Annotated in this window: 32 protein-coding genes; 10 read left to right on the top strand and 22 right to left on the bottom strand. The window is 49.3% G+C overall.

The window, feature by feature from the left end; all coding sequences use genetic code 11:
* Positions 1 to 9 precede the first annotated feature (9 nt).
* The 6 genes from traL to traM form a co-directional block, all read right to left on the bottom strand.
* The gene (gene traL, locus J9880_RS24900; protein WP_232770944.1) at positions 10 to 318 is read right to left on the bottom strand and encodes a type IV conjugative transfer system protein TraL; all 309 of its coding nucleotides are present in this window, start codon (positions 316 to 318) and stop codon (positions 10 to 12) included.
* Between the two features lie 13 nt (positions 319 to 331).
* Entirely contained in the window at positions 332 to 673 is a 342-nt protein-coding gene (gene traA, locus J9880_RS24895; RefSeq protein ID WP_232770943.1) for a type IV conjugative transfer system pilin TraA, read from the bottom strand.
* 100 nt (positions 674 to 773) lie between these two features.
* Positions 774 to 980, bottom strand: coding sequence for a TraY domain-containing protein (locus tag J9880_RS24890; protein WP_232770942.1), 207 nt, complete (start codon positions 978 to 980; stop codon positions 774 to 776).
* A 281-nt stretch (positions 981 to 1261) separates the two neighbouring features.
* Positions 1262 to 1960: a helix-turn-helix transcriptional regulator gene (locus J9880_RS24885; protein ID WP_232770941.1), complete on the bottom strand. Its 699-nt coding sequence runs from the start codon at positions 1958 to 1960 to the stop codon at positions 1262 to 1264.
* Positions 1961 to 2146: 186 nt separating this feature from the next.
* Positions 2147 to 2554, bottom strand: a complete 408-nt coding sequence (locus J9880_RS24880; protein ID WP_232770940.1) for a relaxosome protein TraM — start codon at positions 2552 to 2554, stop codon at positions 2147 to 2149.
* A 46-nt stretch (positions 2555 to 2600) separates the two neighbouring features.
* On the bottom strand, positions 2601 to 2993 hold the full coding sequence (traM, locus tag J9880_RS24875) for a conjugal transfer relaxosome DNA-binding protein TraM (protein ID WP_232770939.1): 393 nt from the start codon (positions 2991 to 2993) through the stop codon (positions 2601 to 2603).
* A 523-nt stretch (positions 2994 to 3516) separates the two neighbouring features.
* Here traM and J9880_RS24870 point away from each other — a divergent pair.
* Positions 3517 to 3972, top strand: a complete 456-nt coding sequence (locus J9880_RS24870; protein ID WP_232770938.1) for a transglycosylase SLT domain-containing protein — start codon at positions 3517 to 3519, stop codon at positions 3970 to 3972.
* Between the two features lie 352 nt (positions 3973 to 4324).
* Here the strand turns inward: J9880_RS24870 and J9880_RS24865 are convergent, their stop codons facing one another.
* Positions 4325 to 5146 carry a DUF932 domain-containing protein gene (locus tag J9880_RS24865; protein ID WP_232770937.1) on the bottom strand — a complete coding sequence of 274 codons (822 nt, stop codon included), beginning with the start codon at positions 5144 to 5146 and terminating at the stop codon, positions 4325 to 4327.
* An 890-nt stretch (positions 5147 to 6036) separates the two neighbouring features.
* Here J9880_RS24865 and J9880_RS24860 point away from each other — a divergent pair.
* Complete coding sequence (locus J9880_RS24860) at positions 6037 to 6294, top strand: hypothetical protein (RefSeq protein WP_232770936.1); 258 nt, start codon at positions 6037 to 6039, stop codon at positions 6292 to 6294.
* A 532-nt stretch (positions 6295 to 6826) separates the two neighbouring features.
* On the opposite strand, the gene J9880_RS24855 is transcribed toward J9880_RS24860, so the two are convergent.
* The 15 genes from J9880_RS24855 to ssb form a co-directional block, all read right to left on the bottom strand.
* Positions 6827 to 7120 carry a type II toxin-antitoxin system RelE family toxin gene (locus J9880_RS24855; protein WP_232770935.1) on the bottom strand — a complete coding sequence of 98 codons (294 nt, stop codon included), beginning with the start codon at positions 7118 to 7120 and terminating at the stop codon, positions 6827 to 6829.
* Positions 7110 to 7364, bottom strand: coding sequence for a type II toxin-antitoxin system RelB/DinJ family antitoxin (locus J9880_RS24850; RefSeq protein WP_232770934.1), 255 nt, complete (start codon positions 7362 to 7364; stop codon positions 7110 to 7112). Before J9880_RS24850 ends, J9880_RS24855 begins: the two co-directional genes overlap by 11 nt.
* Positions 7365 to 7480: 116 nt before the next feature.
* Positions 7481 to 8341 (bottom strand): DUF4942 domain-containing protein, encoded by an 861-nt coding sequence (locus J9880_RS24845; protein ID WP_232770933.1) that lies wholly within the window; start codon positions 8339 to 8341, stop codon positions 7481 to 7483.
* Entirely contained in the window at positions 8331 to 8708 is a 378-nt protein-coding gene (locus tag J9880_RS24840) for a DUF3085 domain-containing protein (protein WP_232770932.1), read from the bottom strand. Before J9880_RS24840 ends, J9880_RS24845 begins: the two co-directional genes overlap by 11 nt.
* Positions 8709 to 8759: 51 nt before the next feature.
* Entirely contained in the window at positions 8760 to 9005 is a 246-nt protein-coding gene (locus tag J9880_RS24835; RefSeq protein ID WP_232770931.1) for a hypothetical protein, read from the bottom strand.
* An 87-nt stretch (positions 9006 to 9092) separates the two neighbouring features.
* The gene (locus J9880_RS24830; RefSeq protein WP_232770930.1) at positions 9093 to 9452 is read right to left on the bottom strand and encodes a hypothetical protein; all 360 of its coding nucleotides are present in this window, start codon (positions 9450 to 9452) and stop codon (positions 9093 to 9095) included.
* 61 nt (positions 9453 to 9513) lie between these two features.
* Complete coding sequence (locus J9880_RS24825) at positions 9514 to 9729, bottom strand: hypothetical protein (protein WP_232770929.1); 216 nt, start codon at positions 9727 to 9729, stop codon at positions 9514 to 9516.
* A 775-nt stretch (positions 9730 to 10504) separates the two neighbouring features.
* Positions 10505 to 10729, bottom strand: a complete 225-nt coding sequence (locus J9880_RS24820; RefSeq protein WP_232770928.1) for a hypothetical protein — start codon at positions 10727 to 10729, stop codon at positions 10505 to 10507.
* Positions 10726 to 11409 carry a DNA methyltransferase gene (locus tag J9880_RS24815; RefSeq protein WP_232771017.1) on the bottom strand — a complete coding sequence of 228 codons (684 nt, stop codon included), beginning with the start codon at positions 11407 to 11409 and terminating at the stop codon, positions 10726 to 10728. The genes J9880_RS24820 and J9880_RS24815 overlap by 4 nt, the downstream gene beginning before the upstream one ends.
* 425 nt (positions 11410 to 11834) lie before the next feature.
* Positions 11835 to 12149 carry a theronine dehydrogenase gene (locus J9880_RS24810; RefSeq protein ID WP_232770927.1) on the bottom strand — a complete coding sequence of 105 codons (315 nt, stop codon included), beginning with the start codon at positions 12147 to 12149 and terminating at the stop codon, positions 11835 to 11837.
* A gap of 3 nt (positions 12150 to 12152) precedes the next feature.
* Positions 12153 to 12872: a plasmid SOS inhibition protein A gene (locus J9880_RS24805; protein ID WP_232770926.1), complete on the bottom strand. Its 720-nt coding sequence runs from the start codon at positions 12870 to 12872 to the stop codon at positions 12153 to 12155.
* The gene (locus tag J9880_RS24800) at positions 12869 to 13315 is read right to left on the bottom strand and encodes a conjugation system SOS inhibitor PsiB family protein (RefSeq protein WP_232770925.1); all 447 of its coding nucleotides are present in this window, start codon (positions 13313 to 13315) and stop codon (positions 12869 to 12871) included. The genes J9880_RS24805 and J9880_RS24800 overlap by 4 nt, the downstream gene beginning before the upstream one ends.
* Positions 13316 to 13352: 37 nt before the next feature.
* On the bottom strand, positions 13353 to 15449 hold the full coding sequence (locus tag J9880_RS24795) for a ParB/RepB/Spo0J family partition protein (protein WP_232771015.1): 2097 nt from the start codon (positions 15447 to 15449) through the stop codon (positions 13353 to 13355).
* A 61-nt stretch (positions 15450 to 15510) separates the two neighbouring features.
* Complete coding sequence (locus tag J9880_RS24790) at positions 15511 to 15762, bottom strand: DUF905 family protein (protein WP_232771014.1); 252 nt, start codon at positions 15760 to 15762, stop codon at positions 15511 to 15513.
* Between the two features lie 46 nt (positions 15763 to 15808).
* Entirely contained in the window at positions 15809 to 16405 is a 597-nt protein-coding gene (ssb, locus tag J9880_RS24785) for a single-stranded DNA-binding protein (protein WP_232771013.1), read from the bottom strand.
* An 860-nt stretch (positions 16406 to 17265) separates the two neighbouring features.
* On the opposite strand from ssb, the gene umuD reads away from it, so the two are divergent.
* From umuD to J9880_RS24745, 8 genes are all read left to right on the top strand, one after another.
* Positions 17266 to 17685 carry a translesion error-prone DNA polymerase V autoproteolytic subunit gene (umuD, locus tag J9880_RS24780; RefSeq protein WP_232771012.1) on the top strand — a complete coding sequence of 140 codons (420 nt, stop codon included), beginning with the start codon at positions 17266 to 17268 and terminating at the stop codon, positions 17683 to 17685.
* 6 nt (positions 17686 to 17691) lie between these two features.
* Complete coding sequence (gene umuC / locus J9880_RS24775; protein ID WP_232771011.1) at positions 17692 to 18951, top strand: translesion error-prone DNA polymerase V subunit UmuC; 1260 nt, start codon at positions 17692 to 17694, stop codon at positions 18949 to 18951.
* A 594-nt stretch (positions 18952 to 19545) separates the two neighbouring features.
* Positions 19546 to 20196 carry an AAA family ATPase gene (locus J9880_RS24770; protein WP_136375621.1) on the top strand — a complete coding sequence of 217 codons (651 nt, stop codon included), beginning with the start codon at positions 19546 to 19548 and terminating at the stop codon, positions 20194 to 20196.
* A 30-nt stretch (positions 20197 to 20226) separates the two neighbouring features.
* The gene (locus tag J9880_RS24765) at positions 20227 to 20496 is read left to right on the top strand and encodes a ribbon-helix-helix domain-containing protein (protein WP_232771010.1); all 270 of its coding nucleotides are present in this window, start codon (positions 20227 to 20229) and stop codon (positions 20494 to 20496) included.
* Positions 20497 to 20816: 320 nt separating this feature from the next.
* The gene (locus J9880_RS24760; protein ID WP_232771009.1) at positions 20817 to 21119 is read left to right on the top strand and encodes an FRG domain-containing protein; all 303 of its coding nucleotides are present in this window, start codon (positions 20817 to 20819) and stop codon (positions 21117 to 21119) included.
* 598 nt (positions 21120 to 21717) lie between these two features.
* Positions 21718 to 22599 carry a RepB family plasmid replication initiator protein gene (locus tag J9880_RS24755; RefSeq protein ID WP_232771008.1) on the top strand — a complete coding sequence of 294 codons (882 nt, stop codon included), beginning with the start codon at positions 21718 to 21720 and terminating at the stop codon, positions 22597 to 22599.
* A 423-nt stretch (positions 22600 to 23022) separates the two neighbouring features.
* On the top strand, positions 23023 to 23973 hold the full coding sequence (locus J9880_RS24750; protein WP_232771007.1) for an Rpn family recombination-promoting nuclease/putative transposase: 951 nt from the start codon (positions 23023 to 23025) through the stop codon (positions 23971 to 23973).
* A 105-nt stretch (positions 23974 to 24078) separates the two neighbouring features.
* Positions 24079 to 24702, top strand: coding sequence for a DUF2913 family protein (locus J9880_RS24745; RefSeq protein ID WP_232771006.1), 624 nt, complete (start codon positions 24079 to 24081; stop codon positions 24700 to 24702).
* Positions 24703 to 24757: the final 55 nt, after the last annotated feature.

Genomic DNA, 24757 nt, shown 5'->3' with positions numbered 1-24757 from the left:
CTGATTTATTTACTTAATCCATTGCCGAAAACTTGAGTCGGGGATGACCTTGAAGACGGTGCGAAATAAGACGGTGGGGAAATACCAGTACAGAACGTTATAGAGCCACATACTGCCCTTCCCCCTTTTTGCACTGTGAATACAAAACCAAATCAGCACCGCTAATCCCATTCCGAATAATGCTTTTTGCGTCAATATCCCCCAGATTAAAACGGGGATAGAGGGAATAGCTTCATCATAAGGTAATCCGAGAAAGCGGCGCTGTTCACTCAATGTTTTCGGGAAACGGTATTTATCAAGATTGTTTCCCGCATTCATTATTTAATCCCAATTAACCTGCCAGACCGAACCCGATAGTGGTAAATACGATAACCACCGCAATACCGAACAGCATGAACATGTTCTTTGTTTTGATATACGTGATAATACCGACGATGACCTCTGCCAAAATAATCCATTTGGCAATGGCGGAGTCAGCACCGAAGGTTCCGGTCACTGTTTCTTTACCGGCGGCCATCAAATCTTCAGCAAAGGCGTTATTGGAACATAACATCAGTGCCGCAATAGCCGGAATAATTCCGCCGGCAGTTTTGCGCGACTGATTCATTTTGCTGAAGGTTGATTTCACTTTTTTAAAGACAGAGATACCCTTTGCCTTAATAGACAATTTCATAATTTACTCCATGTAAAATTTTAATTAGGGTTTCGGCAAAATCATGCCGTTACAGAACCATCGAAATGATTCTGTGGCTACATGACTCATATAGAATTAATTATTCTTCTTTCTTAAATCGTTTTCCAGCGGTGGCAATATCACTAAAATTCATCAAATGGTCTTGAAGTCTAACGGCTGCTTCTTGAGTTTTTGCTCTCTTAGACCTTTTTGAGGCTTCAGTTAAAAGCTTATTCATGCGTGGGTTTAACACTACTACGACCGAAGAACTCGGATACCCTTTATACAAATCAAATTCATTATCCATAATGATTCAGATTCCAGTTGAGAAGATGTACTTATATTAACGAGTCTGAGCACTTATAAGTAGATTAAGATCTAATCTATGCAAAGATAAATATTTATGGTATGAGGTCGATGGTCGGCTGAAAAAAGCCTTTTGATAGGTAATTGTTTTTAAAGTGAAAATTAAAAAAACAAGCGTGTTATTTGAAGAGCATCACAAAATCGGAAATTAACACAACAAACGTTACTTTAGGAATATATGCAGAGCGGCACGAATGCCACTCTCATGAAAAAAACAGAGGGTTATCGTAAAAAATGAGGGGGTATGAATGTGTCAAAATGCCTTACTTTACAGTACGCAAGCAATTCACTGCACGATGACACCCCTGTTTTGTCGTAGATGCTTTGAATCTTGTTATTAACCGTGCTTAGCGATTTATTTAACTTTGAAGCAATTTCTTTTCTAGATACGGACTCGAACAGGAGAAAGACTATATCCCATTCTGATTCAGTAAATTCATCTTTTGGGTAACCGAAATGCAAGCGGGGTAATGGGTGTTGACTAAATAAATCGCTAGCAGTAACGCGATGGGGTCTTTTACCATGAAAGGCCGCGCCCATAATATTTAAAGCGCTATCGATCAAAGGAAACTTATCAAAAATCAAACCGCTATATACATCTTGGTTAGAATTTTTCAATATACAAAGAAACGATGACCTCTCCTGTGATTTCTCACCCAACAGCCAGCGGCCCTCTAGTTGGAAAGGTTTAAGAAACAAGCCGCACTCAAGCTCACTGTCCATTTTTCCCATTACATTTGTGTCTTTGGGCAGCTGTAAGAAGTCCAAGTAAGCATGATTTGCGTATAGATAACGCTCACTTTCATCTTTTACCACCCACGGTTCACTACTTATATCCCAAAAAGATTTTAAAGATATGAGGATTTCATTAGAAAGTGATTGAGATCCATTAATCTGATCTTTAGTATAGCCGTCAGCCATGACAGCCTCCTATCAAGGTTGTTTTCGGTTAGTTGGTAATAGAGGTAGCCGCCTTTATTACCAACGTTAATTTACCACCCTAATAATATACCTTTTACAACCATTTCACTTCAACGTTTAAATAACTATTATTTATCATATGGCAATATATAGTCATTTAATAAAGCAAACCGTTAGATCATTACACTAGGATAATTCTTTTATTATTTTATCCATTGTTTCCTCCTCCGATAATGGGAAGAACTTCATTAAGGTTTCCTTTACCCTGGCATCTATTACTAAACTGACAGGTCTTGGATCATTTGTACTAACCTCCATGTTATCGAGTGATAAGTTTCTTGCGAGGTGTTGCATTATTAAACTTATCATCATCACATGCTCAAGAAGAATTTCATTATACTTTCCCTGATCGAACTTATCATCTTGTTGCTGTCTCTCCTGGTGATACGTCCTGATCCCAAGGTCGATCAACATAGCCGCAGTATTCGATAAATTAATATCTAGAGTATATGAACAATCAATACTCCTCTGTCTGACAATGGCATCCAGCTTTTTTTTCGTGTCTTTACCAATAAAGGTTTGAACTCTGGTCATTCGAATACTCTCTGATGAAATCCATTAACCATCATAGATAAATTAATTACCCCGCATCACTTTCCTCTGCTGGGAAAAATTTATCCATGACAGCTTCGGAAGCATTTTTTATCTGACCAGCAATAAGAGTCAAATTAGAGAGTTCATCCTGCCCTTTTACTTCTACGTTTTGCGTGTTGATTGCTAAAACCTTCTGGCATACGAGATTGCTTTTTATAACATTTTCAAGGAGGACTTTATTGAACTCAACCTGGCTAAATCCCCCCTCCTGTCGTTCACCTTGTAACTTATAGACTCGCAGACCAAGCTCAACAAGCATTGAGGTGACGTTAGACACGTTCGCTTCAAAGTGATTAGCGCCTTCCATTTTCTTCTGCCGTACAATGTTACTGATTTCTTGTTCAATCACAGAATTAACAAAAGTTTGAATTTTTGGCATATAAATTCCTTATTATCTTAAAAACTTGATATATTCCATCTAGAGTACATTGTTTTTGCCTGCCACTTCGTAGGTTCCAGTCAGAGTACACTCCTCACTTTCATGCAATCCAGGCGGATTATTTATTGCAACGATGCAATCTAACCAGATTAAATGATGCTAGAAACGTATAACAAACTTGGTCATTTGTTGTATTCTACATGAATTACATTAGCTGCACACCGCGAAAGATCTGATTTTATCACAGAGCGGAATATTCATTTACGCCAGTTAGATTAAATCCTGATCATATCTGGAATCTACTTTTCTTAAAAACGAGAAAATAGAAAACTAAATTTAATGTAATTAGCTGGTTTTAAAGTAAAATCAGGCAAGATGAAATCTTGCGAGGGGTGTGAGTCTTTTGGTTAGAGGAGCAGGCATTTCTATGCTGACACTTTTCCCGGACTTGTGAATAACCGCACTTGGCATTTCCTGGTGAAAATGTGAGGATGTAGCACGGTCAGAGTTAAAGGAATTAATAATGCTAAGGATTGTCACCGTGTTTTGTTTCATGCTCACGTTCGCCGCCAATGCCTCAGATTGTTTTGATGCAGCAGGAAGGGACTATCGTATTGATCCAGATCTCCTGCGCGCAGTTGCATTCCGGGAGTCATCGATGAATTCACATGCGATGAATATTGTTACTCCGGATAAATACGCTGTCGGTGAAATGCAAATCCACTCACAAAACTTTTCTCATCTCTCACAGTTTGGTATAACACCGCAGTCGTTGTTCTCTGACCGGTGCATGAATGTTTACACGGGCGCTTATTATCTTGCCATCGCCTTCAAGCGCTGGGGGGTAAACTGGGAGTCTGTCGGCGCATATAATGCAGGCTTCTCTCAAAAACCTGAGCAGAAGGAAAAACGACTGAAGTACGGAAAAGATGTCCACCAGATTTACATGGCAATTAAAAATCAGAAAGCATCTCAGTAGGTATTATATTGACAACGACTTATCCACATATCCATATGAAGCCAGCAAGGCTATTTTATCTCCCCAAGGACTGGTGAAATAGCCGCAGCGCATTTTAACCTGTCCAGGGTTAAAATGACTGATTGTGGGTATGTGGGTAAGTTGTTCTATTCAGGGCGCCCCCTGGGGCAGCGGGAAGATGGAAAGTCTTTTATTTCCATCGGGGCGGGCGGGGAATAAAATGCGTGCCGCTCGATGCGGTATGCATTTTACAGGCGCGCACGGAAAAATATTAGCATCAACTGCTGCTACCTTAAATGAATTAAAGCCGCTCATATCTGCAAAACTGGTTATAAATGAGCGGCTACCGACATTATGATTTCAATTGAATCATCTCTTGTGCCATTCTCCACAACGCCTGATTAAGCTTAATATCACCATCAATTCCGGTCACCTCCCGCGTTCTTATCCGTTTCCCTTTTTCTGTCCGACCGCTTATTCCACCCTTAATCACGTTTTCCTGAATACGGTTAAATGTTGTCCATAAATCATTCCGGTCATCTTCCCAACGGCGGTGCCTTATAACCTGCTCTGCCGTAATCGGGGCGATTTTCCCTTCATATTTATATTCCAGTGCCGCAGTTCCGAGTAATAATCGCTCCGGTTCAGTCAGCTGAATACTGCGCATCTTATCGATATTTTCATCGACATTGTCAAAGGTACGCAACACTTCGTAAGCACCTTCAATAACCTGCCCGATAATATCGCCCTTATGGGGCACGCTGATTTCACCAAAATCTTTCCAGGCAACAAGACCATTTGTACAAATCTGCCGGAACATTCCGGGGATCATTTTGTAACAGCTTGAACCATCATGACTGTTAAGCAAAATAATTTCCGGTACTTCCTTTCCGTCAATCTGGTCATGACGGCGCAGGCGTAGTAAATGTTTTGTGAACTCCCTCTTGTCTGCAATCCGTGTTCTGGACTGCGTTGCATAATAAGGCTGGAATCCCTCATCACGTAATTTATCCAATAACGTGATGGTCGGAATATAGGTATAACGCTCTGAACGCGAATCATGCTTTTCAGCTGAAAAGGCGCTCGGAACAATTAACTGAAGTTCTTCATTCGTCAGCGGACGGTTTTTACGGACAGATGACGGTATACGATAACGGCTGGCAAAACTGATCATAATGTTTGTCCTCTCAGGCAATTAAAATAATGTGCATTCGTTGCGTATTTAACCCCTCACCCGTTGAGTTGACGGGGCCGCGGTTTTAACGTTTTGCGGGAACCTGCTGAACGCTCCGGCTGGTTGTTACCTTCACCCGTTTGAGAGCCGTACGCCGCAGGGGCGTAACAAAGCACTGGCCGGAGCAGATGTCCGGGGGGAGCGGGAAATTTTTCCGGTCTAATGAAACCTGCGAAATGGCCGGAGAAAATTTATTGCGAAAGGCTGGCCGTCCCTGGACAACAAGGCGGACTGTGCTTGTCTCAGCCCCGGCGAATGGACTCAGAGGGGTGAATGCATAAACAGGAATTGAGCAGGTTACCGCCGCAACGACGGAAAGCGCGTGCGCGTAACGGCGTTGCCCTTTGCAACCCATCAGGATTTTGGTTTTCCGACGGGTTGTCGGGAGCGCGGGCAACGGCGTGACAACGCGGCGCATCCGTTTACGGATGCTGCAAGCGGGATTTTCGCGTCAGGATGGAAGCCCAGAGGGCAGAGACAGCTTGCCTGGCTCTGTTAACGACAGCCGTGTCCGCAGGATGACGACCGAAAAGGTGAGTTGAACTTTAAGGTAGAAGGAAGAAATTGAACGCTTCAAATTCGGCGCCCTGCTTTCATAATCAATCTTACTGTGTGGATTTTAATTCTCAGTCCGGTTAAGACGCTGTAACGCTCTCCAATGCCTACTCTTAGTTCTCACTGTGACAATTACAAGTTACATATCTTACTGAAATATATGAAAACATAAGTCACAATTCATAAGCTCCACCTTTTGGCATCCTGTCCAATTATACTGGTAGCGGCAGACCAGTGATGATAAAATATTCAATTATAAAAATGGAGATTCTAATATGGTCACAGGTTTATTTTCTGTAGCGGGCGCATTGGTGATCTGCACAGGATTATTTCTGAGCTGGTTTAATCGGGAGGTTAACTCTTTCTGGATAATACTTTTGGGCAGCATCTTTGGTTTGCCTGCGTGTATGTTTATTCTTAAAAATATTTTTGGTGCCAGTGAAATCCAAACTGCCATCATCAGCTTCTTGTGTTTAATAGTTTTCGTGGCATCTGTGCGATTAACGCAGAAAATCATGAATAAGGGCGTTTAAACAGCCTCTGGCAAGTGTCCGTATTCTAAGTTCCAGTGTAAGTCATTTCATTTTCAGCCTGACCTGACGAGCACTTTCAAATATCGTGGAACCATAGCAGCAAACATTAATCTCCACCTCCGCGCACGTCCATACCTGAACAGAAAAGCTGGCTGAAGGATACCTCACTCGAGACGACGTAAAACGTGGTGTCCTTTCCCACATTTCAGGCAGGGGGATTGCGTCAGGATGGAAGCCCGCAGGGCAGAGACAGCTTACCTGGCTCTGTTTACGGCAGCCGTGCCCGCAGGGTGACGCCCGGTAGAGTAAAAATATTGAAGAACGTTTAAGTAAGGCGAGTAAGAAGAAGAGTAAAAAGATGAGTAAGGCAAGGTACAAGTAAAGTAGCCATCTTCTGAAGAGATAGAACTAAGGTTCTAGTCTGCAAGGGGGATGGAAATAAAAGCGGGAGAACGGCGGCGGCGTAGCCGCAGCAGTATACCGGGAGAGGTTTTACCGGTGCTAAATGCTGGCAGGAAAGTCCCACCAACACTCATGATGGTAGCCGGTTTTCAGCATCAGAATATGCTTCTGATTTTTCACGCTTTCCGATGGCAATAACAAAAATGATAATTTCCAGATCTATCACTTGGTAAATCAGCCGAAAACCGGATTTCCTCAGCTTAATTTTATAACAATCCTTAAGGTCGCCATGCAGTTTGTTAGCCTCGACCCTGGGGCTTTCCTGCAGCTTTTTAAGCTTTTTTCTAAATTGCTCCCTGATGGCGCTATCAAGTTTTTTCCATTCCTTTAAAGCCCTTGCATCAAACTCGATTTCAAATCTCATCGATGTTTACCCTGATACGGGCAGCAGGATGCGCCATGCGCTCTTTAACAATTTTGATGATGTCTTCATCGTTATCGCTGTCGGCGACCACTACAGATACAGCAGAAAATGGCAGTTTTTCGTTATCCACAACGTACTGAAGCAACTGTCGCATAGCATCAGAAGGGTTGACGCCTAATTTTTTTAAGACCTGGGTTGCTTCTTGTTTTAAATTTTCCTCAACGCGGATCTGCATCGTGCTCATAGAAATACCCTCAGTTGTAATGACAGATGTAATGCATATTTTAATGTAATGACAAATGTAATGCAAACTGCATCTGCTGCATTTTTGGCGGGAGTAACCCCCGCCAGTATGTTTGATTACAACCTTGAGGGAAGCATAGACGGATAATGACGGGCAACAATATCGTTTATACGGTCTACCAGTTCGGGCCGTTTAAAGGTGATATGCGCCGTTCCTTTCAGGTAATAGCGCATCGAGAAATATTCGGCCTCATAGACCTCACCGGAAAACCGTTCACGTGCGAAATATTCCGCAAATTTCACCCCCTCCGATACTCTGTAATCCGGAACATTGCGCCCTTCCAGCAGGTAAAAAACTTTGGTCAGATCGTCCAGCTTTGACCTGCCCAATGTGCTGAAATGAATGCGGCCGCTGCTGTAGGAATCCATAAGACGGGAAATAATGATTTTTTTGCCGAATCTGCACGGGTTGTTGGTCTTGTAATCCCATGACAGCGATTTAAACAGGTCGATCACCCCCAGCTCAAAGGTGTCATTTTTGCTTGCGTGAAGGTGGTTAAACGTGGCCAGTACCGTATCAAGCGTAATTTCTGGCATATTTTCACCCGACAACTCCCTGTACCATTCATCGCGCTGTCGCGTGCTCATCAGTGTACACATGCCGGTTTCATTCATCAGCCGCTCCCAGATTTTGCCGTCAACGGCCTTTTTTATGGCCTTCTCTGTCCGTTCGGGTTTGTCTGTCCAGCTCAGTGCATCCTTCACGCAAAGTTCAAAACCGTAGAGGTACTCCCCGCCGGTAGCCGCTAACAGCAGCTCTCGGGCAGAGTGAAGCATGTTCAGCGCTTCAGCATACTGTTTCAGGCCGTTTTCCCTCAGAGCGATAATGCGGTCAATTGCCACCGAAGGGATCATTTCCCCCACCCGCTGTCCGTTGATACCCAGATCGGCAACTGCGGTGTCCTGTTCATTCAGCATGGTTAACCTCCTCATCCCGCGCTTTAACCGCGAACACAAACCCGTTTTCACCCGCGTCCACCCGAAGATCGGCGCTGCCCGCAGTCACCGTATCCAGCACATCGGGGGGCAACGTCACACTGTCCCAAATCTCCTCGCTACCGATCGCGGCAAATATCGCACTGAAAAACGTCTCCGTGTCGTCACTTTCATACGGATCAAACCCCACGGCATACGCAATATTGCGCTTGCCCCTGACGAAAGACGCCTTTTCAGCCGTCAGGTAAATGCCTTCGTCCACCAGAAACCACAGTTGGCAGCTATTTTTTTTCACATCATCCAGCACCGGTGCCAGCGACTGCGCCGTAAACCACACTTTTTTCGTCATACATGCCTCTGAAAAGTCATAGAATTGCCGCCCCGCAGGACGGCAAGGGGATCAGGCGTAAGCCCGTTTCAGTTCCAGTGCGCGCAGCACCTGCCCGAGTTCACTGCCCCGCATGGCGGGCACTCTCACGGACTGGCGTTTGCGCTGACATTTGGCGATATGACGCCCCAGCGCTTTAAACGGCGCGGTGATGTCCTGACTTTCCAGCGGTTCCCGCACAATGCTCGGGTGTTTTTTTGCCATCTCAGACTTTACAAACGGCGCGGACGATGTAATTATTTGTGCATCAGTTTTCATGGTTTCTCTCCATGCAGTTAATTGATAGCCGGTCTGACTTTCGACGGATAAACCGGCAGTGATGGAGCAGACGAAAGTCTGCTTTTTTCATTTCTGGACTGTCTCTTCCCTGCTTAACACCTCCTTAGTAATGCGGCAGATAATCGCCTCATGCATCATCGATGCCTTATCGCGGAACGTGAAATAACGATCCCCCACTTTGGCGTAAATGTCCGTCACGTCGCCGCTTACCATCTCAGCCAGCTTGAACGATTCGCAATGCGCGTCCCCCTGCCAGTCATTCGGGTACATCAGCGCGATCGCATCCATAAACACCGTCAGGGTGATTTCTGACACGTCCGTGTAGGCGATTTTTTCGCACTGTTGCCAGTAGGCCGCCTCTGCTGCTGCGTTCCATTCGAACCGGTTTTCACTGCTGTTGACGGTGGTGATTTCAGGTTGATACATGGTGTTTCTCCTTGATTATGATGACAGAACGATCCCGCCATCGGCTGTTATCTGCTTTGAATTATTCAGAACCTTTAAATGCCTTACTCAATTGGGCGAATACTCCCTGAACAAAGTAATAACAGACGTCAAAACGCGTAAAATTTTCGCCATAATGCAGGTGGGCTTCTTCCGCACAGGCCACGTTGTTGTGGGCTTTATCGATAATCCGGCGAAGTTTTTCTGAACATCTTTCAGTAGATTCAGGAGCGGCGGTGTTGACGTTCTGTGTGTTCATTCTGGTGGTTCCCCTTCGGTGGTAAGTCCATCTCTCAGTGAGTTCTTTCGCGGCAAGGGCAACGGAGTACCAACGCAGGCAGGCAACAAGGGGCGGAGACACAAGTTTTACGAGGTACGAGGAAAAGTTTTGACGGAGTACATTTCACCCCTTGGGGAATGACCAGGCGGTGCTACGTTAAAGCCCGCGCGGAAGGGCTGGCTGAGTGATGTTACACAGACGGCCCGGCGAGAATGAACGCACCCGACACGACGTAAGGCGTGGCGACCTAAGCGCCGGTGGCTTTATCACCGGCAGTTCAGGCGGCGCGGCCATTGGCCGCTGCAAGCCCGCAGTTGCGTCAGGATGGAAGCCCGCAAGCGCAGACCGCAGGTCGGAGTGCAGGGCAGAGACAGCTTGCTGGCTCTGTTCACGACAGCCGTGCCCGAAGGGTGACGCCCAGCTCGAGCATTTTTTGCGGGACAACCAGCACAGCAGGAAGAAAAAAAGGAGGGGGCAAAGGCACAGCAGACACAGCAGGCACAGCAGGCACAGCAGGCACAGCAGGCACAGCAGGCACAGCAGGCACATGAAAACACAACCAATGCATATCCGGCATACAGACAGAAACCAACATCAGCCTATGTCTCCCGGAATATGAAGTACCCCATCGAAATGAACGGGCAGCCGCAGTGGCGTAGCCACGGCAGCGCCTGTTCAATGGCCGTTGACGTTCGCCCTGGCAAACATCGGATTCATGATATAGCCCCGCCGTGCGGGGCCATGCTTGCAACGGTCAGTCTTTAAAGGCGTGGTCGAGTTCGTTAATCTGCTTGTAGATTTCCAGCATCTGCGTATTTAACTGGTTAATCACCTGCCCGGCCAGGCGTTGCGTCAGCTCCTCGCTGCCCCAGAAGTATTTTTTCTCAAACGCCCGTAACTGTTCGCGCAGCTCATAGGTCGCATTGGCCAGCGCCGCTACGTCCACCCGCAGGTCGATATTATTCTGATAGTTGCTCATACCATGCTCCCGTATTGCTGTGAGACTGAAACCGGCACTGCGAAATGCGGACGCTGAAACTCAGCCAGACGACGCAGCCCCGCCGCGTGATACTGCTCTAAGAGTTCGATACCAATCCAGCGGCGCCCGCACTGCGCTGCTGCAACGCATGTAGAACCGCTGCCACCGAACGGGTCGAGCACAATGTCGCCGGGCTGCGTGAAGGACTCAATCAGCGGCCGCAGCGCGGAAACCGGCTTTTCAGTCGGATGGTAACGGTTGCCGGAATACGCCCACGGCATCACGTCCGGTAACGGGTTTTCAGGCAGCGGCGGACGGCCTTTGGCAAGCACGTAGGCGCTTTCATGGCGATAGCCCACAAAGACCGATTTTGACGAATAGGCTTTGGTGAAAACAATGTGGCCTACGACGTGAAAACCGGCGGCTTTCCACGCGGCCATAAACTGGTCAACCCGGTTCCAGCCGTAAAAACTGACCGCCAGACTGTCATTTTTAAGCACACGGAACATCTCGCGGCTGACCGGAAGTAACCAGTCACCCTGCTTATCATTGGCAATGGAGCGCCCGGAACGGTCGGTAAAACCGACAAGATACGGAGGGTCGGTGAGGATGAAATCAACCGAACGGGACGGAAATTTAGACATGACCTGCTGACAGTCACCCTGCATATATCGGGACATAGCGTTACTCACATAGAGAGCCGGAACCGGCCGGCGCCGTGCCCCCACGACAGACGTGCCACAGGCCGAACAAAAAAGGGCTGACGCGGAAGCCGCAGCGCCGGTATGAACGGGCTGAATGCGCCGTGAATACCGGTGACCGGGTGACAAGGCGGGTTTACGAACCCTTTGAAGAGAGGCGGCACGTCTACAGTGCGGGCACGGGGTTGGCGCTAACTTTTTGAGAGATCAGGCTGCGACAAACAGGCAGAAGGAATACAACCGAGAATGACCAGGAACAACGCATGAGGAGCAACGCGACATCATTAACGTTCCCGCCCTGGCGGGAACTGTGCCAGCGGCGCGGCAACCGCCGATGCAAGCTGCGAGAAAGGACGTCAGATGAGAGAGAATGCCGCAGCAGGACGCCACGGCAATAGATGAGGTTACCGGCCTTTGAAGTACTCCGGTCGCAATGCCAGCTCGCGGGCGATCAGCTCGTCGGCAAACAGCGGGGCATTTTTCAGGATCCGCCGCCGCAGGTTTCGCAAGCGCGCCTGCGCCTTACGCTCCGGTGGCCAGCGTTTAACCGGACGTTCTGCCAGAAAATCCAGACAGACGGCGTAATCACCACCTGCGGTAAAACGGGACAGTATGCTGTCCGGCACCGGCGCACCCTCGCAGACGTCTTCCGACACCAAAACCGGCTCGCCGGTACAGGGAATGTGCGGGTAACGCCAGCGCAGGGAATATCGCCACATTGTTCACCTCCGGACGTCGCACAACCGGTTCGGCAACACCTGACCATCGAGCCATTGCTGAACTACCGGACGGCCTGTCAGCTCGCCGCCCAGTTCATTGAAGATCGCCCACAGCGGCTGTCCTGAGCAAAACGCCCTGTCCCGCAGGCCGGTAAACCGCCGTCCCCAGCCCTGAAGCATCTCCGTCAGGTCGTCATCGTAGATGCCCCGTTTTTCCTGCCGTTTGTACCATGCGCTCAGTGCGGTCGGCGTGACGAATGCGAGTTCAATTTCTGCCTGTGCCACGCCAGTCTGATAGCGCCTGCGCTTTTGCTGCCGCGCTTTTTCCTGCAGCTTTTCCCTGCGGTTGTAGCTGACATCCCAGCGGCGGTTCTGACGTTCACTCAGGCGATAGCCGGTTTGCGGGAAATATTGTCCGACCGCGCAGCCCGACAGCGGCAGCGGGCAAACGCTGCCACGACTTTCCACCAGTTTATCAAGTGCCGCCAGATAGCGTTCTTTCGGTTCACCTGCACGGTCTTTCGGATCGTAGTTTGAGGCCGCACGGCGCACGTCTGCTGCACTGATGCGCCCCGCCTCCCCGCCACGCAGCTGCCGCAGCAACGCCACGGCATAAGGATACTGTCCCCGCCGACGCAGCCCGTCTTCCACATCGATGATGGCCTGCAGCGCAGCGGCCTGAAACGGGTTAACGGGCACTAAGGAAAGGTGACGGGGGATCATACGGCACCCCCTGATTTATGCAGTGCGACAGCCAGCCGTTCAGGCGTGGTGTACCCTGCGGACACCAGTCCCACAATCCTTAGCAGCGTATAAAAGAGGTGTTCAGGATCGAACGTCTCCGAGCAGTAAAGCCACGCCACGGACGCTCCGCCGTCAAAGGGTAAATACATCTGCCAGTAGGGCACATCGTCGCTGCTGCTGGTGAAACATAGGGTCACGCTCATCAATGCTTTCAGGGTCAGCCTGATGTTGACCGGCGCACCGCCGCCGAACTCACAGCCGTGCTCCATGTCGCACAACCATTTGTCCGGGTAACTCAGGTAATGGATGACGCCCCGGCTCAGGTCACAGCGGAAAGCCTCACCGCGCTCTGCGTACTGTTCCAGTTCACTGCCGCTCATCGCGTGTAACTCGGCAAACGTAAATTTTTCAAATTGGATCATGGCATCACTGCCGCCCCTTGCGGAGCGGCGCTCCCTGTCAGGCGGCAATATGGGTGGATTCAGAAGGTGTTTCGGCATCCTGCGTGGCGGCTGCAGACTCATCGCTGTCAGCAGCCGTGACCGCGTCACTTTCCGGCAATACTGGCGTATCCGTCACCTGCAGCAGACAGTCAGGCACCCAGCGGGTCTGTGAGATGTCCTCTTCAGCCCGTTCGGCAGCATCGCCCTTTTTCATCTTGAGGACATCGCGCGACGCCCCGCCCAGACCGGCCTGTGACAAACTGTCAGAAATCAGCTCTTTACTGATGCGCCCAAAGAAATTGGCTTTAGTCGGCTGCCACCAGTCGCGCAGCGTGAAATTCAGCAGCGCTTCGACCGGTTCAAGGTCTTTGCCCGCCTTCTGGTCTTTGTCACTCAGACGTTCAGAAACACCGGAAAGTGTGCCTGCAAGGCAGTAACCTATGATGGCCAGAAGCTGCGGCATGTCCCACTCCAGCAGCCAGTCCCAACCTTTATGCCAGTCTTCGGGCAGCAACTTCTGCCACGCGTCGTGCATTGCATTCAGACTCTGCATGGCCTGACCGTCGGCCGACGTCGGCGCATTGTCGACCATCACCCCCGTCTTGCGGCTCAGCGACACGGTCAGGGTCGATGTCGAATATCCCTTAAACGAGAACGTTGATTTCAGGCAGTCGTGAACGAAAATCACCAGCGCCTTTTCCGGCTGCTGTGCCAGCGCGGCCTGTACTGCCAGCGTTCTTTCGCTGGAGAGGCTTTTGGCCAGTACCGCCGACAGCGGTTTCGGCTGCGCCTGCCCTGACGCTTCAGAACCATCTTCGGTGCGGATGCTGGCGAGGTTGTTGTTCACACCGGCTTTTTTCTCGACTTCAGGGATATCGCTGCGCAGCATCACGCCACGGCGCACGTACACATTTTTACCATTCAGGGAAACTACTACTCCACCGTTGGCGCGGACATCATCTGTCCAAGCGCGGTTCTCAGCGGCTTTTTCGATGGCAGACATTTCAGCCTGACAGGCATCAGCGGCCTGTTCCAGCGCGTCGTGGTCTGCATCTTCGATATCGTCCTGCTCAGATAACACCTCCAGCTGCCTGTCCAGCGCATCAAACCGCGCACGTTCATCGGGCGTCAGTTCACCCTGAGGCAGGTTGAGTAACAGGTATTTTTGCACGTCGTCGCCGTAGGTGCTGATACCGTCAGTGCGTCCCTCAGACCACTTCCAGCCCTCGGCCTGTGCGATACCGTCAGCGATTTCGGAAAGTTTCTGGCGGGTCAGGGTCTGCAACAGTACGGTATCGCTGATAAACCCTTCGTCGGTGAACAGGTCATAGCGGAACCCGCCGCCCGCCAGTTCGTAAGCGTCACGCCCGACGAACTCCAGCAGGCGGTTGCCCGCAGCCGCCATTTCACCGCGCAACACCGCATTGCGTAACTCCTTTGGTGTCTTGTAAATGCCGTAGGCATTTTCCCACACGCTCACCTGCCGTTCGTGGTCTTCTGACGCAGACAACGCCTGCAGCTGGTCAACGTTAATCTTATCTTCAGCCAGTTCATCGAGCAGCGCCGGTGCCATCCCCGCCAGACGCAGGAATTTCTGGACGTGTTGGGTGCTGTAGCCCATCGCAGCGCCGATTTCTGACGCCGTTTTTCCGCTGGCACTGATGCGGGAGAACGACATGATCTGGTCAGCGGGATGCATGCTTTCGGTCTGCTGGTTCTCGATAACAGAAATCACCTCCGCCACGTCGTCGCCGACAATTTTCACCGGCACGGCGTAATCCGGCGCGATAGCCCCCGCACTCAGCAGGATATTCAGCGCACGGAAACGGCGGCCACCGGCGGCAGCACCCAGCTGGCCATCGGGCAGGCGATGCACGATAAGATTATGCAGGATGCCCACGGCTTTGATGGTGTCGGCCAGTTCCTGCAATTTCACCGGATCCGGTTCTGCCTTACGCACGTTGAGCGGAGACAGAGCCAGCTGGCTGAACGGCACCATCTCGACCGGCGTATTCGCCAGCGCCTGCTCAACGGCAATCTCCTGCCCTGATTTTTTTGGACTTTTCACCGCTTTACTTGGTTTAGATGCTGCTTTAACATTCGTAACTGACATAGTTAGTACCTCAAGTGTTGATTTATGTCTGCCGGACGCCTCATACGTCCGGCACCTCTTCTTACTGCTTGCCTGCTGTTTTGCTGCTTTTTCTCACACCATCGCTGACGATGTATTTGTTAAAATCAACTCCTGCATCCGGCTGAAAATTCCACGCCCGCCATACCATCTGCCCAAACACGCGCAGGACAAGGCGGAAATGTGTGCCCTGATCGTCCTCGATGACGATATTTTCGTAAGCATCGGCTACGGCCTCAGCCTGTTCGCGGGTAAAGGTGCCAGACGGCAGCAGAGCCGGTTTGTTGTTTTCCATCGCGCAGTACTCCATGTGACGCCCCGCTGACGCAGGGCAGAAAAAATCAGAAAGGGATATAGTCCCAGTCTTCCGGCAGATCGCCTTCCTGTGGCTGCAGCGGTTGTGCCGTCTGCTGTGCGGGCTGCGCCGCTGCCGCTTTGGTAGCTTTTTTGCCCTTCGCGGCGCGGCTGGCTTTTGCCGGTTTACCTTCAGCCGCTGGCGTCACCGGCGCGTCGCCGGAGTGGGACGGGGCGTTTTGCGGAGCCTGTGATTGTGGCGTTGCGTCGCCGGATGTGCGGTTACCCTGCCCTGCCGCGCTGCCCAGCATCTGCATCGTGCCGTTGGCCTTCACGACGATTTCCGTGGTGTAACGGTCGGCGCCCTGCGCGTCCTGCCATTTGCGGGTCTGCAGCTGGCCATCGATGTAAACTTTTGCGCCCTTGGTCAGGTACTCACCGGCAATTTCGGCCAGCTTTCCGAACACGACCACGCGGTGCCACTCGGTTTTTTCGCGCTGCTCACCGGTCGCTTTGTCACGCCAGTGTTCAGAGGTAGCCAGCGTCAGACTTGCCACCGCGCCGCCGTTCGGCATGTAACGGATTTCCGGTGCCTGACCTAAATTACCCACGATGATGACTTTGTTAATTCCCCGTTCTGCCATGATGACTCTCCTTATCTTTCAGGGCTTTTAGCCCATATCTTCGGTTAGATTCGCTTTGTCGCGACCTTGACGTTTTGTGGTATCCGGCTGAATTTCTGGCTGGGTGTTTCCACATCTCCAGTTGAGTTCCTCCGCCGCAAGGGCGAAAAAACACCGACGAGGGCGAACGTCCGGGGCGAACACGAAAGTTTTCTGAGGCACGAGGAAAAGTTTTGGGGGCGTTTATTTACCCTGGACGGGCGACAGCGGCTGTGTTTTGGTCAGCCCCGGCGAGAGGGACTTAACAGGAGAGACGGCACCCAAGAGGGATGTAGCGGATACCACCGCAACGCCGGTGAGCGGCAGCGAATCGCCGTTGCCCGTCAGCGGCCTGCGGCTTTGTGTTTATCGCAGGCCAGTTAAGCGGCGCGGCCTTCTGGTCGCTGCAAGCTGCTGTTGACCTGGCCGTTGCCATCAGACCCTAGCCGCAGGCCGGAACCCCGCAGGGATTCCGCGAAGCTTGCTGGCTTGCCGGTTAACCGGTTAGCCAGTTAGCGCAGTCGGGCTCGACGATTGACCAGCCTGCTGGTCATGAGCCGATGGAGGCCATGTCCGGGCTGTAGTCTTTTCGGGGGAAATGCATTGCAGTTCGCCAATGACCAGGACACCCGGTTTCCCGTCCTTCCCACACAGGCTTATCCACCGATCCTGTGTACAACTTTCAACCGATGACGCTACGCCACGCCCGCAAACGGCTTCTGAGAAACTATTTCTGCGGAAAAAACAGGCAACTAAGAAATACTGAAACATCAGACCTTGCTATATGCGAAAGTTCCTAGACATAATCACTGTATATATTCACAGTATTATTAAAGGCAGTTATGAAAGCAGAAATTATTTCCCCCCTGACCGGCTCACGGCTGCAGCTCCCGCTGTTTGCCGACACCTGCCAGGCTGGTTTTCCCAGTCCGGCCACTGACTACGTTGAGAAAACGCTGGATTTAAACGAGTTCTGCATCAGCCACCCGTCCGCGACCTTTTTTGTCAAAGCCGAAGGAGATTCAATGGTTGAGTCCGGGATAATGTCGGGCGACCTTCTGATTGTGGATAAGGCAGAAAAGGCCTCACACGGTGACATCGTCATTGCCGCCGTCGACGGTGAGTTCACGGTAAAACGTCTCTGTACCCATCCGGTGCTTTGCCTGCAGCCGATGAACCCGGCTTATTCACCGATATTCGTTAATCCGGACGAGCTGGATATTTTCGGCGTTGTCATCCACGCCATTCATTCGTTTAAGTGACACGCCATGTACCTGCTCTGTGACGTGAACTCGATGTACGCCAGCGTGGAACAGCTGTTCAGGCCCGACCTGAAGGGCAAGCCGGTGCTCGTTCTCAGTAACAATGACGGCGCGATTGTGGCCCTCAACAAAGAAGCCAAAAAGCTCGGCATTAAGCGCTTTGCCCCCTACTTTCAGGCGAAGGACATTATCAGGCGTCACCAGGTAACATGTTTCAGTTCGAACTACGCGCTTTACGGCGACATGTCAGCCCGCATCATGTCCACGCTGGAGGAAATGGCTCCTGAGCTGACGATTTACTCTATCGACGAGGCATTTCTGAAGGTCACCGGTATCGATGCGTGCGAGTCTTTCCAGGCCTTTGGCCAGCGCGTCCGGGCAACGGTACGGCAGCGCACGGGGCTGACCTGCGGTATCGGGATTGCGCAGACGCTTACGCTGGCAAAGCTGGCCAACCATGCGGCGAAAACCTGGCCGGCCACCGGCGGCGTCGTTGACCTGAGCAACCGCGACCGCCAGCGTAAGCTGATGGCACTGCTGCCGGTGAATGAGACGTGGGGCATTGGGCGAAAATTATCTGAGAAGCTAACGGCGATGGGCATTAAGACGGTGCTGCAACTGGCGGACGCCAACCTGAACCTGATGAAGAAGACGTTCGGGGTCGTGGTGGAGCGCACTGTTCGGGAACTTAACGGCACATCGTGTATTTCCATCGACGCCCTGCCCGCCAAACAGCAAATCATCTGCAGCCGCAGCTTTGGTGAACGCATCACGCAACTGCAGGACATGCGGCAGGCCGTCTGCCAGTACGCCGAGCGTGCATCGGAAAAGCTTCGCCAGGAACGACAATACTGCCGGCACATCAGCGTGTTCATGAGAACCAGCCCCTACGCCAACGAGCCGCAGTATGGAAACAACGCCAACCAAACGCTGATGCTGGCCACGCAGGATACCCGCGATATTGTCGGTGCAGCGATGAGAGCATTAGATAGCATCTGGCGGGACGGCTACCGTTTTCAGAAGGCGGGGATTGTGTTGAACGACTTCAGTGACAAGCCCGGACAAATAGACATGTTTGACGAATCGCCGCCCCGCCCCAACAGCGAGGCGTTGATGGGCATACTCGATCACATCAATACAACAGGCATTGGGAAAGTGTGGTTTGCAGGCCAGGGAATAGATAAAGGCTGGAAGATGAAACGGGAAATGCTCTCCCCCGCTTATACGACCCGTTGGAAGGATTTGCCCATAGTTTCACTACGTTAAATAACTCAAAAAACAATTAAAAGTAAATCATTTTAATATTAAAAAACAATTATAATGATTCCATAAAAACATTAAAAAAAGTCACTCAAATTCCTCTCCTACATACTGCCTTTTTCACACCCCCTGCTCAGCAGGTCAATGTGCATACCTGCTCTTTTCTAAGTACTTGTGCAGAGGGGGCAGACTCACCCTGAACTGTTAGCTGCGATACTCACATACAGCAAGACACCGACCAAGCACATTTTTTAGGGCTGACGAAGAAGAGCTCACATTGACACGTTACCCAATGACACAATAGCAACCTCCGGAGGAATGAGATTCCCCCCGCGGCGCAATATAAGGCTAAGGTACGCGTAGCATCTTGTACCCTAACTGCTTAGCGCTTACGAGGCTTCAAACAAATAGGTTTCCAACACACTTAACCCCCTATTACAACGCAATCAACAACCAATCATATAACTATCAATTTAATATTAAAAAAGTATCATTCTGCATGAAATTCATGGCAGAAATGCTGGTTAACAGTAAAGGTTTCTTGCTACTATATGCACATCACAAACACAGCATTTTAATATTAAAATGAGGGTAAAAAACATGATTCTAACAGTAGGGAATACTAAAGGCGGAGTGGGTAAGACAACACTTGCTGTAAATATAGCAGCCGCCAGGGCAATGCAAGGCCGGGATGTTTTACTTATCGATGCTGACCGTCAGGAGACAGCACAGACGGCAATCAGCATAAGAGCACAAAATGAAATCCAACCGGGTATCGCATGCTCAGCTTATGCAGATGGTCCAATCCTACGCTCGCAGCTGATGCAGCAAAAAGCAAAATATGATGATGTCATCATTGATGCCGGCGGCAGGGACTCAACCGCATTGCGTGCAGCACTCGTTTTAACAGACGTCCTGTTGGTTCCTTACCGTCCGGGAAGTTTCGATGTATGGGCTTTGCAGGACATCTCAGACCTCATAACAGAAGCACGTAGTGTGCGTGACGGGTTGAAAGCTTACTCAATCATTAACGTTGCCGATGCAAATCGTAACTCAATAGATAACCGGGAAGCCGCAGCCATCTTTACTGATTATCCGGAGCTTGAGTTTATCCCCGACCACATTGTTGGCCGTAAAGCATTCTCCAATGCTGCGGGTTCTGGCCAGTGCGTCTTTGAATATAAGCCTCAAGATGCTAAAGCTAATCTGGAACTCACCACTCTCATAAACATCCTATTTAACAATCAATAAAACATCATATTAATATTAAGGTGATATGAAATGGCAATTACCAAACCACCAAGAAAAACAGATGAAGCTAATGCAAAACTGGATGCTTTCATCGAAGGTGCTCCAGATGGCCAGTCAGCTAAAAAGAAAGGGGTCATCAAAGGAAAAAAACAACAAATAACGTTAACTATCACCCCGGACATCCTTGACCAGTTAGACCAAAAAGCAGAAGACCTGGGCCTTTCTCGCGCGGCTCTGATCAACATCGGTATCAGACACGTATTAAATGAAGGCGCAATGATAGGTGGGAAGAAGGATTAGAGCCTGATACAGTTTTTTAACAGTAGAACACTATCATTGTAATATTAAATTGATGGTTTTTTAGAGCTGTAATAATGGTTAATAAAGTGGATAAAACTCAGTCAGCCTTGTTTGGTGAAATATACATACCCGATAGATTTAACCAAATTCTGGAAATCATTGAAGACCTTTCAGGTGACAGATGAAGTGTGTATATGTGGAGAGGGCAGGGTGATGCGAGGTGGCCAATACACAGCTCAGCATATCGGCGTCTCCTGAAAGAAAGACGCTGGGAAAATACGCCTTCTGAGTAAACAATTAGTGACTATGAAAGAGATCTGTTGCTCAACGCCTGGCATCAGGGTTATGGCTATGAGAACGGCAGGAAGTTGACTGATTTCGAGTTACTGCCAAAGCTTCAACACCATGGTGCTGCTACAAGATTGGTCGATGTATCTAGAAATATGTTTGTAGCTTTATGGTTCGCTTGCCGATCGCAACCTTACAAAACGGGCATTCTTCTGGGATCGGATATCAGTAATATTATGGGTTTGGAAGGCCGCCCTGAAGAAAGGGGGTATAACGAAATTTTTGGGGCAGGGGATAGTAAGGGTCTTGATACTGGTGTGCACCTAGTTGTCTGACAACCACCCGTAGTGACAAAAAGAATTGCTGCTTAAAGTGCAGCATTTTTGTACACCAGAGTTTGTGATGATCCTGTAAGTAGTTTGGCGTTTCAAAAAGAAAAAAATGCATTCCTGGCGATTGGCCTTAAACCTGAAATTAAAAGCGTTTGTTTAAGGATCCTCGAAGATAGCTTTGATGTTCGACAGTTAACTTTGTTTCCTGATATCGACGATTTTTGCAATGCGAACAGTGAGAATTTTGGACGTAACAGCAACGAAAGATGGTGATTCTAATGGGAGAAGATCCCGATAGGGTGATCAGCCATGCAGACTGGATCTTGCTAGTCTCTTCGGTATCAATAAGTTATCCACATATACACCTGATATTACAATTCTTAAGATCATAATTAGATCATATTAAAGAAAAATAGATCACCAGCCTCATATTCTCTTGAAAACATTGATTAAATCGGCACTTTGAGCGGTCACTTTCATAAAAAAAGCGGTTGCTTTCATAAATTTAGCGTTTACTTTCATAATGAAGGCGGTTATTTTCATAACCTTTAGGCGGTTACTTTCATAAATAGTTATCAAACTTCAAATACGGTGTGGATAAATGGAAAACTCTAATGATATCAATCCACCAGAAAATCCATTCGCGATAATCAAGAAAGATTCAGGCACAGCTTATGAACTGATCCCGAACAGCAGCAAAACAGTCCAGCCGGTCGCTCTGCTCAGATTAAGTGTGTTTACACCTGTTTCACCAAAGGAAAAGGGAAAGCGGGAATTTCTGATTGATGCGTCAGATGAACTTTCCAGCTTAGAGGTCGCCAGGCAGGAAGGGTATACAAATATCAAGATTCAGGGCGCAAAGCTCGGTATGTCCACTGATTTCAAAACGTGGATAGGGATCATCTCTGCCTTTTCAAAATACGGTTATTCCAGTGAAAAGATAACCTTACCGTTCTCTGAGTTTGCACGGATGTGTGGTTTGAAGCCTACAGATATCAACGGGCGTGCCAGAACGCGTCTCAGCGACTCTCTGTTCAACTTATCAAGCGTGACCCTGGCATTCCGCAGCAAAGACGGCAAACGCTCCCTGGTGACGCATCTGGTTCAACGTGCGGTATTAGATATGGATGCTGATCTGGTTGAAATTGTCGGGGATCCAAGTCTTTGGGAACTCTACAGGTATGATCACAAGGTATTGCTTGGTCTAAAAGCCCTCTCTGAGTTATCCCGTAAAGAAGCTGCTCAGTCCCTGTATGTGTATTTTGAGAGTATGCCCCCATCTACGCTGTTTGTTTCTATGAAACGTCTCCGGGAGCGTCTGGCTATGGAATCGCAGGTAAAAGACCAGAACGCGACGATCCGCAGGGCTATGACTGATTTGAAGAAAATCGGGTATATCGACTACACAGAGACGAAGAAGGGCAGGGAGATTATGTTCATAATCCATACCCGTTCACCAAAGCTTGGATTAGTGACTTCTTAAAAGCGGTCACTTTCATAAATCTTTGCCGGAAAGGCGGTTGCTTTCATAAAAACCTTGAGCTAAGCGGTCACTTTCATAAATATCAGTAAAATTTTCTTCGCCCCTCACCATTTATGTACGAATAGTGTACAAAACCAAAGGGCATATTATGAAAGCAGCATCTCTTTTACCAGATGTTATGAAAATGACCGCCTTCATTATGAAAGTAACCGCTATGTGTTTTAGATGCGCAAATTACAATTAAATTAATATTAAAAAGATATTTAATTAGCATTAAAATAATCCATTTTGATATTCATACGGTCTGTTTAAAAAGCATTTTTAGGGCGAATCACGCCTGAATGGGAAGTTTGGCAAGGATGAATATTGCCAGGAGGGGGCATATGGTAAGATCTCCAAAGGAAATAGTCGGCTGGAGTGGCCATGAAGAAGAATACGACCCCCACATTACATGACGCGGTGTTCAAACAGTTTTTGACCCATCCTGAAACTGCTCGCGACTTCCTGGATATCCATCTGCCACCGGCGTTGCGTAAACTGTGTGATCTAAATACGCTGCAGCTGGCTTCTGGATCTTTCATCGAAGACGACCTCCGGCCCTATTATTCTGACGTGCTGTATTCCCTGAAGGCGGGAAATGGTGAGGGCTATGTGTATTGCCTCATCGAACATCAAAGCACGCCAGATAAACACATGGCGTTCCGCCTCATGAGATATGCCATCGCGGCAATGCAACGTCATCTCGATGCGGGCCATAAAACTCTACCTTTGGTGATCCCCGTTCTCTTTTACCAGGGAAAGGTCAGCCCTTACCCGTACTCGATGAGCTGGCTGGATGAGTTTGAAACGCCTGAATATGCACGAACCTTGTATGGTGAAAATTTTCCACTGATAGATATCACGATCATCCCGGATGATGAAATTATGCAGCATCGCCGAATGGCCATACTTGAGTTGCTGCAAAAACACATTCGGCAACGCGACCTTACAGAACTGTTGGACCAGCTGACCACCTTGTTGCTCGGTGGCAACACCACGCAGGAACAGTTAATATCTGTGATAAACTATATGCTTCAAGCCGGTGAGTCACGTGACCCGGCCGCCCTAATTAATACGCTGGCATCACGTGTGCCGCAGCATGAGGAGACTCTTATGACCATCGCTGAGAAGTTACGCCTTGAGGGCGAACAACGAGGAATTCAGAAAGGCCTGCAATTAGGCGAGCAAAAAGGACGTCAGGAAGGTCGCCAGGAAGGTGAACGTGAAGCGGCATTGAAAATTGCCCGCACGATGTTGGCCAGCGGCCTCGATCGCGCAATGGTCATGCAAATGACCGGGCTGTCTGAAACTGAACTCGCGCAAATCCGCCACTAATATTCCCTGAGGTTGGGCCTGACCCGACCTCTCTTTTATGCTTATTTCCGCACTTATGGAATGAGTTATTAGACTTAGCCACCTCTGACCACGAGATTAACCTGCTTGACCGTTGCTTATGAAACCCGCCCCACATCCGAGCTGTCTCACTTAGCCTGGTGTGCGCTTGTCGCTGTCCGCCTCGCTCAGCAGGAAGGTAAAGCGCAGTCCCCGCTGCAACAACACCTTTTTGTCATGCAGTGGCTGACTACCGCACAGAAACGGCGCCTACTACCCAAAAATGTCGCACCAGATATTGCATGGTTGTTGGCTCAGGGCAAAAAATATGGTTTCTCTGCCAACCTTCTGAACAAAATAGACTATATCTATCGTTCCAGCGTGGGCGAACTCGCCACCCAGAGCGTGCTATTTCGTTTCACCTATTTTATCGAAACCCTTAAGACGATGGGATGGCTGGATTTTCTGGTTCCCCCTAAAGACTGGGCGAACGGCTGGAAGTGCTCTGAAACAGCCAGTGCAGTCTATACGCCAAAAGCCCAGCTTCATCCGTCATTTGATGACGCCGGCGCGCTGATAAAACCTTTGCCGATCCGCTTCACAGGTGATATCTCCGGAGTATATGCCTTGATGGAACAATGCCATCTCAGCTTTCACCCAGAACCCGACCACGCCGGCTGTTCTGAGTTTCTTCTTCAGGGGGAGTCCTCCTGCAGCGGTGTACGGTATTGATCGACATTGTTATTTATTTGGCAAATTACCGGCTTTATTGTTTGCTCGTTCGAAC

Origin of the sequence: Rahnella victoriana (assembly GCF_021276285.1) — a bacterium.
Classification (GTDB): Bacteria; Pseudomonadota; Gammaproteobacteria; order Enterobacterales; family Enterobacteriaceae; genus Rahnella; species Rahnella victoriana.
The sequence above is the reverse complement of the archived record's forward strand: the minus strand, read 5'-3'. Positions and strand labels throughout refer to the sequence as shown.

Coding starts and splice junctions, on each gene's coding strand:
- traL (WP_232770944.1), bottom strand. CDS start 318: ATGAATGCGGGAAACAATCTTGATAAATACCGTTTCCCGAAAACATTG.
- traA (WP_232770943.1), bottom strand. CDS start 673: ATGAAATTGTCTATTAAGGCAAAGGGTATCTCTGTCTTTAAAAAAGTG.
- J9880_RS24890 (WP_232770942.1), bottom strand. CDS start 980: ATGGATAATGAATTTGATTTGTATAAAGGGTATCCGAGTTCTTCGGTC.
- J9880_RS24885 (WP_232770941.1), bottom strand. CDS start 1,960: ATGGCTGACGGCTATACTAAAGATCAGATTAATGGATCTCAATCACTT.
- J9880_RS24880 (WP_232770940.1), bottom strand. CDS start 2,554: ATGACCAGAGTTCAAACCTTTATTGGTAAAGACACGAAAAAAAAGCTG.
- traM (WP_232770939.1), bottom strand. CDS start 2,993: ATGCCAAAAATTCAAACTTTTGTTAATTCTGTGATTGAACAAGAAATC.
- J9880_RS24870 (WP_232770938.1), top strand. CDS start 3,517: ATGCTAAGGATTGTCACCGTGTTTTGTTTCATGCTCACGTTCGCCGCC.
- J9880_RS24865 (WP_232770937.1), bottom strand. CDS start 5,146: ATGATCAGTTTTGCCAGCCGTTATCGTATACCGTCATCTGTCCGTAAA.
- J9880_RS24860 (WP_232770936.1), top strand. CDS start 6,037: ATGGTCACAGGTTTATTTTCTGTAGCGGGCGCATTGGTGATCTGCACA.
- J9880_RS24855 (WP_232770935.1), bottom strand. CDS start 7,120: ATGAGATTTGAAATCGAGTTTGATGCAAGGGCTTTAAAGGAATGGAAA.
- J9880_RS24850 (WP_232770934.1), bottom strand. CDS start 7,364: ATGAGCACGATGCAGATCCGCGTTGAGGAAAATTTAAAACAAGAAGCA.
- J9880_RS24845 (WP_232770933.1), bottom strand. CDS start 8,341: ATGCTGAATGAACAGGACACCGCAGTTGCCGATCTGGGTATCAACGGA.
- J9880_RS24840 (WP_232770932.1), bottom strand. CDS start 8,708: ATGACGAAAAAAGTGTGGTTTACGGCGCAGTCGCTGGCACCGGTGCTG.
- J9880_RS24835 (WP_232770931.1), bottom strand. CDS start 9,005: ATGAAAACTGATGCACAAATAATTACATCGTCCGCGCCGTTTGTAAAG.
- J9880_RS24830 (WP_232770930.1), bottom strand. CDS start 9,452: ATGTATCAACCTGAAATCACCACCGTCAACAGCAGTGAAAACCGGTTC.
- J9880_RS24825 (WP_232770929.1), bottom strand. CDS start 9,729: ATGAACACACAGAACGTCAACACCGCCGCTCCTGAATCTACTGAAAGA.
- J9880_RS24820 (WP_232770928.1), bottom strand. CDS start 10,729: ATGAGCAACTATCAGAATAATATCGACCTGCGGGTGGACGTAGCGGCG.
- J9880_RS24815 (WP_232771017.1), bottom strand. CDS start 11,409: ATGTCCCGATATATGCAGGGTGACTGTCAGCAGGTCATGTCTAAATTT.
- J9880_RS24810 (WP_232770927.1), bottom strand. CDS start 12,149: ATGTGGCGATATTCCCTGCGCTGGCGTTACCCGCACATTCCCTGTACC.
- J9880_RS24805 (WP_232770926.1), bottom strand. CDS start 12,872: ATGATCCCCCGTCACCTTTCCTTAGTGCCCGTTAACCCGTTTCAGGCC.
- J9880_RS24800 (WP_232770925.1), bottom strand. CDS start 13,315: ATGATCCAATTTGAAAAATTTACGTTTGCCGAGTTACACGCGATGAGC.
- J9880_RS24795 (WP_232771015.1), bottom strand. CDS start 15,449: ATGTCAGTTACGAATGTTAAAGCAGCATCTAAACCAAGTAAAGCGGTG.
- J9880_RS24790 (WP_232771014.1), bottom strand. CDS start 15,762: ATGGAAAACAACAAACCGGCTCTGCTGCCGTCTGGCACCTTTACCCGC.
- ssb (WP_232771013.1), bottom strand. CDS start 16,405: ATGGCAGAACGGGGAATTAACAAAGTCATCATCGTGGGTAATTTAGGT.
- umuD (WP_232771012.1), top strand. CDS start 17,266: ATGAAAGCAGAAATTATTTCCCCCCTGACCGGCTCACGGCTGCAGCTC.
- umuC (WP_232771011.1), top strand. CDS start 17,692: ATGTACCTGCTCTGTGACGTGAACTCGATGTACGCCAGCGTGGAACAG.
- J9880_RS24770 (WP_136375621.1), top strand. CDS start 19,546: ATGATTCTAACAGTAGGGAATACTAAAGGCGGAGTGGGTAAGACAACA.
- J9880_RS24765 (WP_232771010.1), top strand. CDS start 20,227: ATGGCAATTACCAAACCACCAAGAAAAACAGATGAAGCTAATGCAAAA.
- J9880_RS24755 (WP_232771008.1), top strand. CDS start 21,718: ATGGAAAACTCTAATGATATCAATCCACCAGAAAATCCATTCGCGATA.
- J9880_RS24750 (WP_232771007.1), top strand. CDS start 23,023: ATGAAGAAGAATACGACCCCCACATTACATGACGCGGTGTTCAAACAG.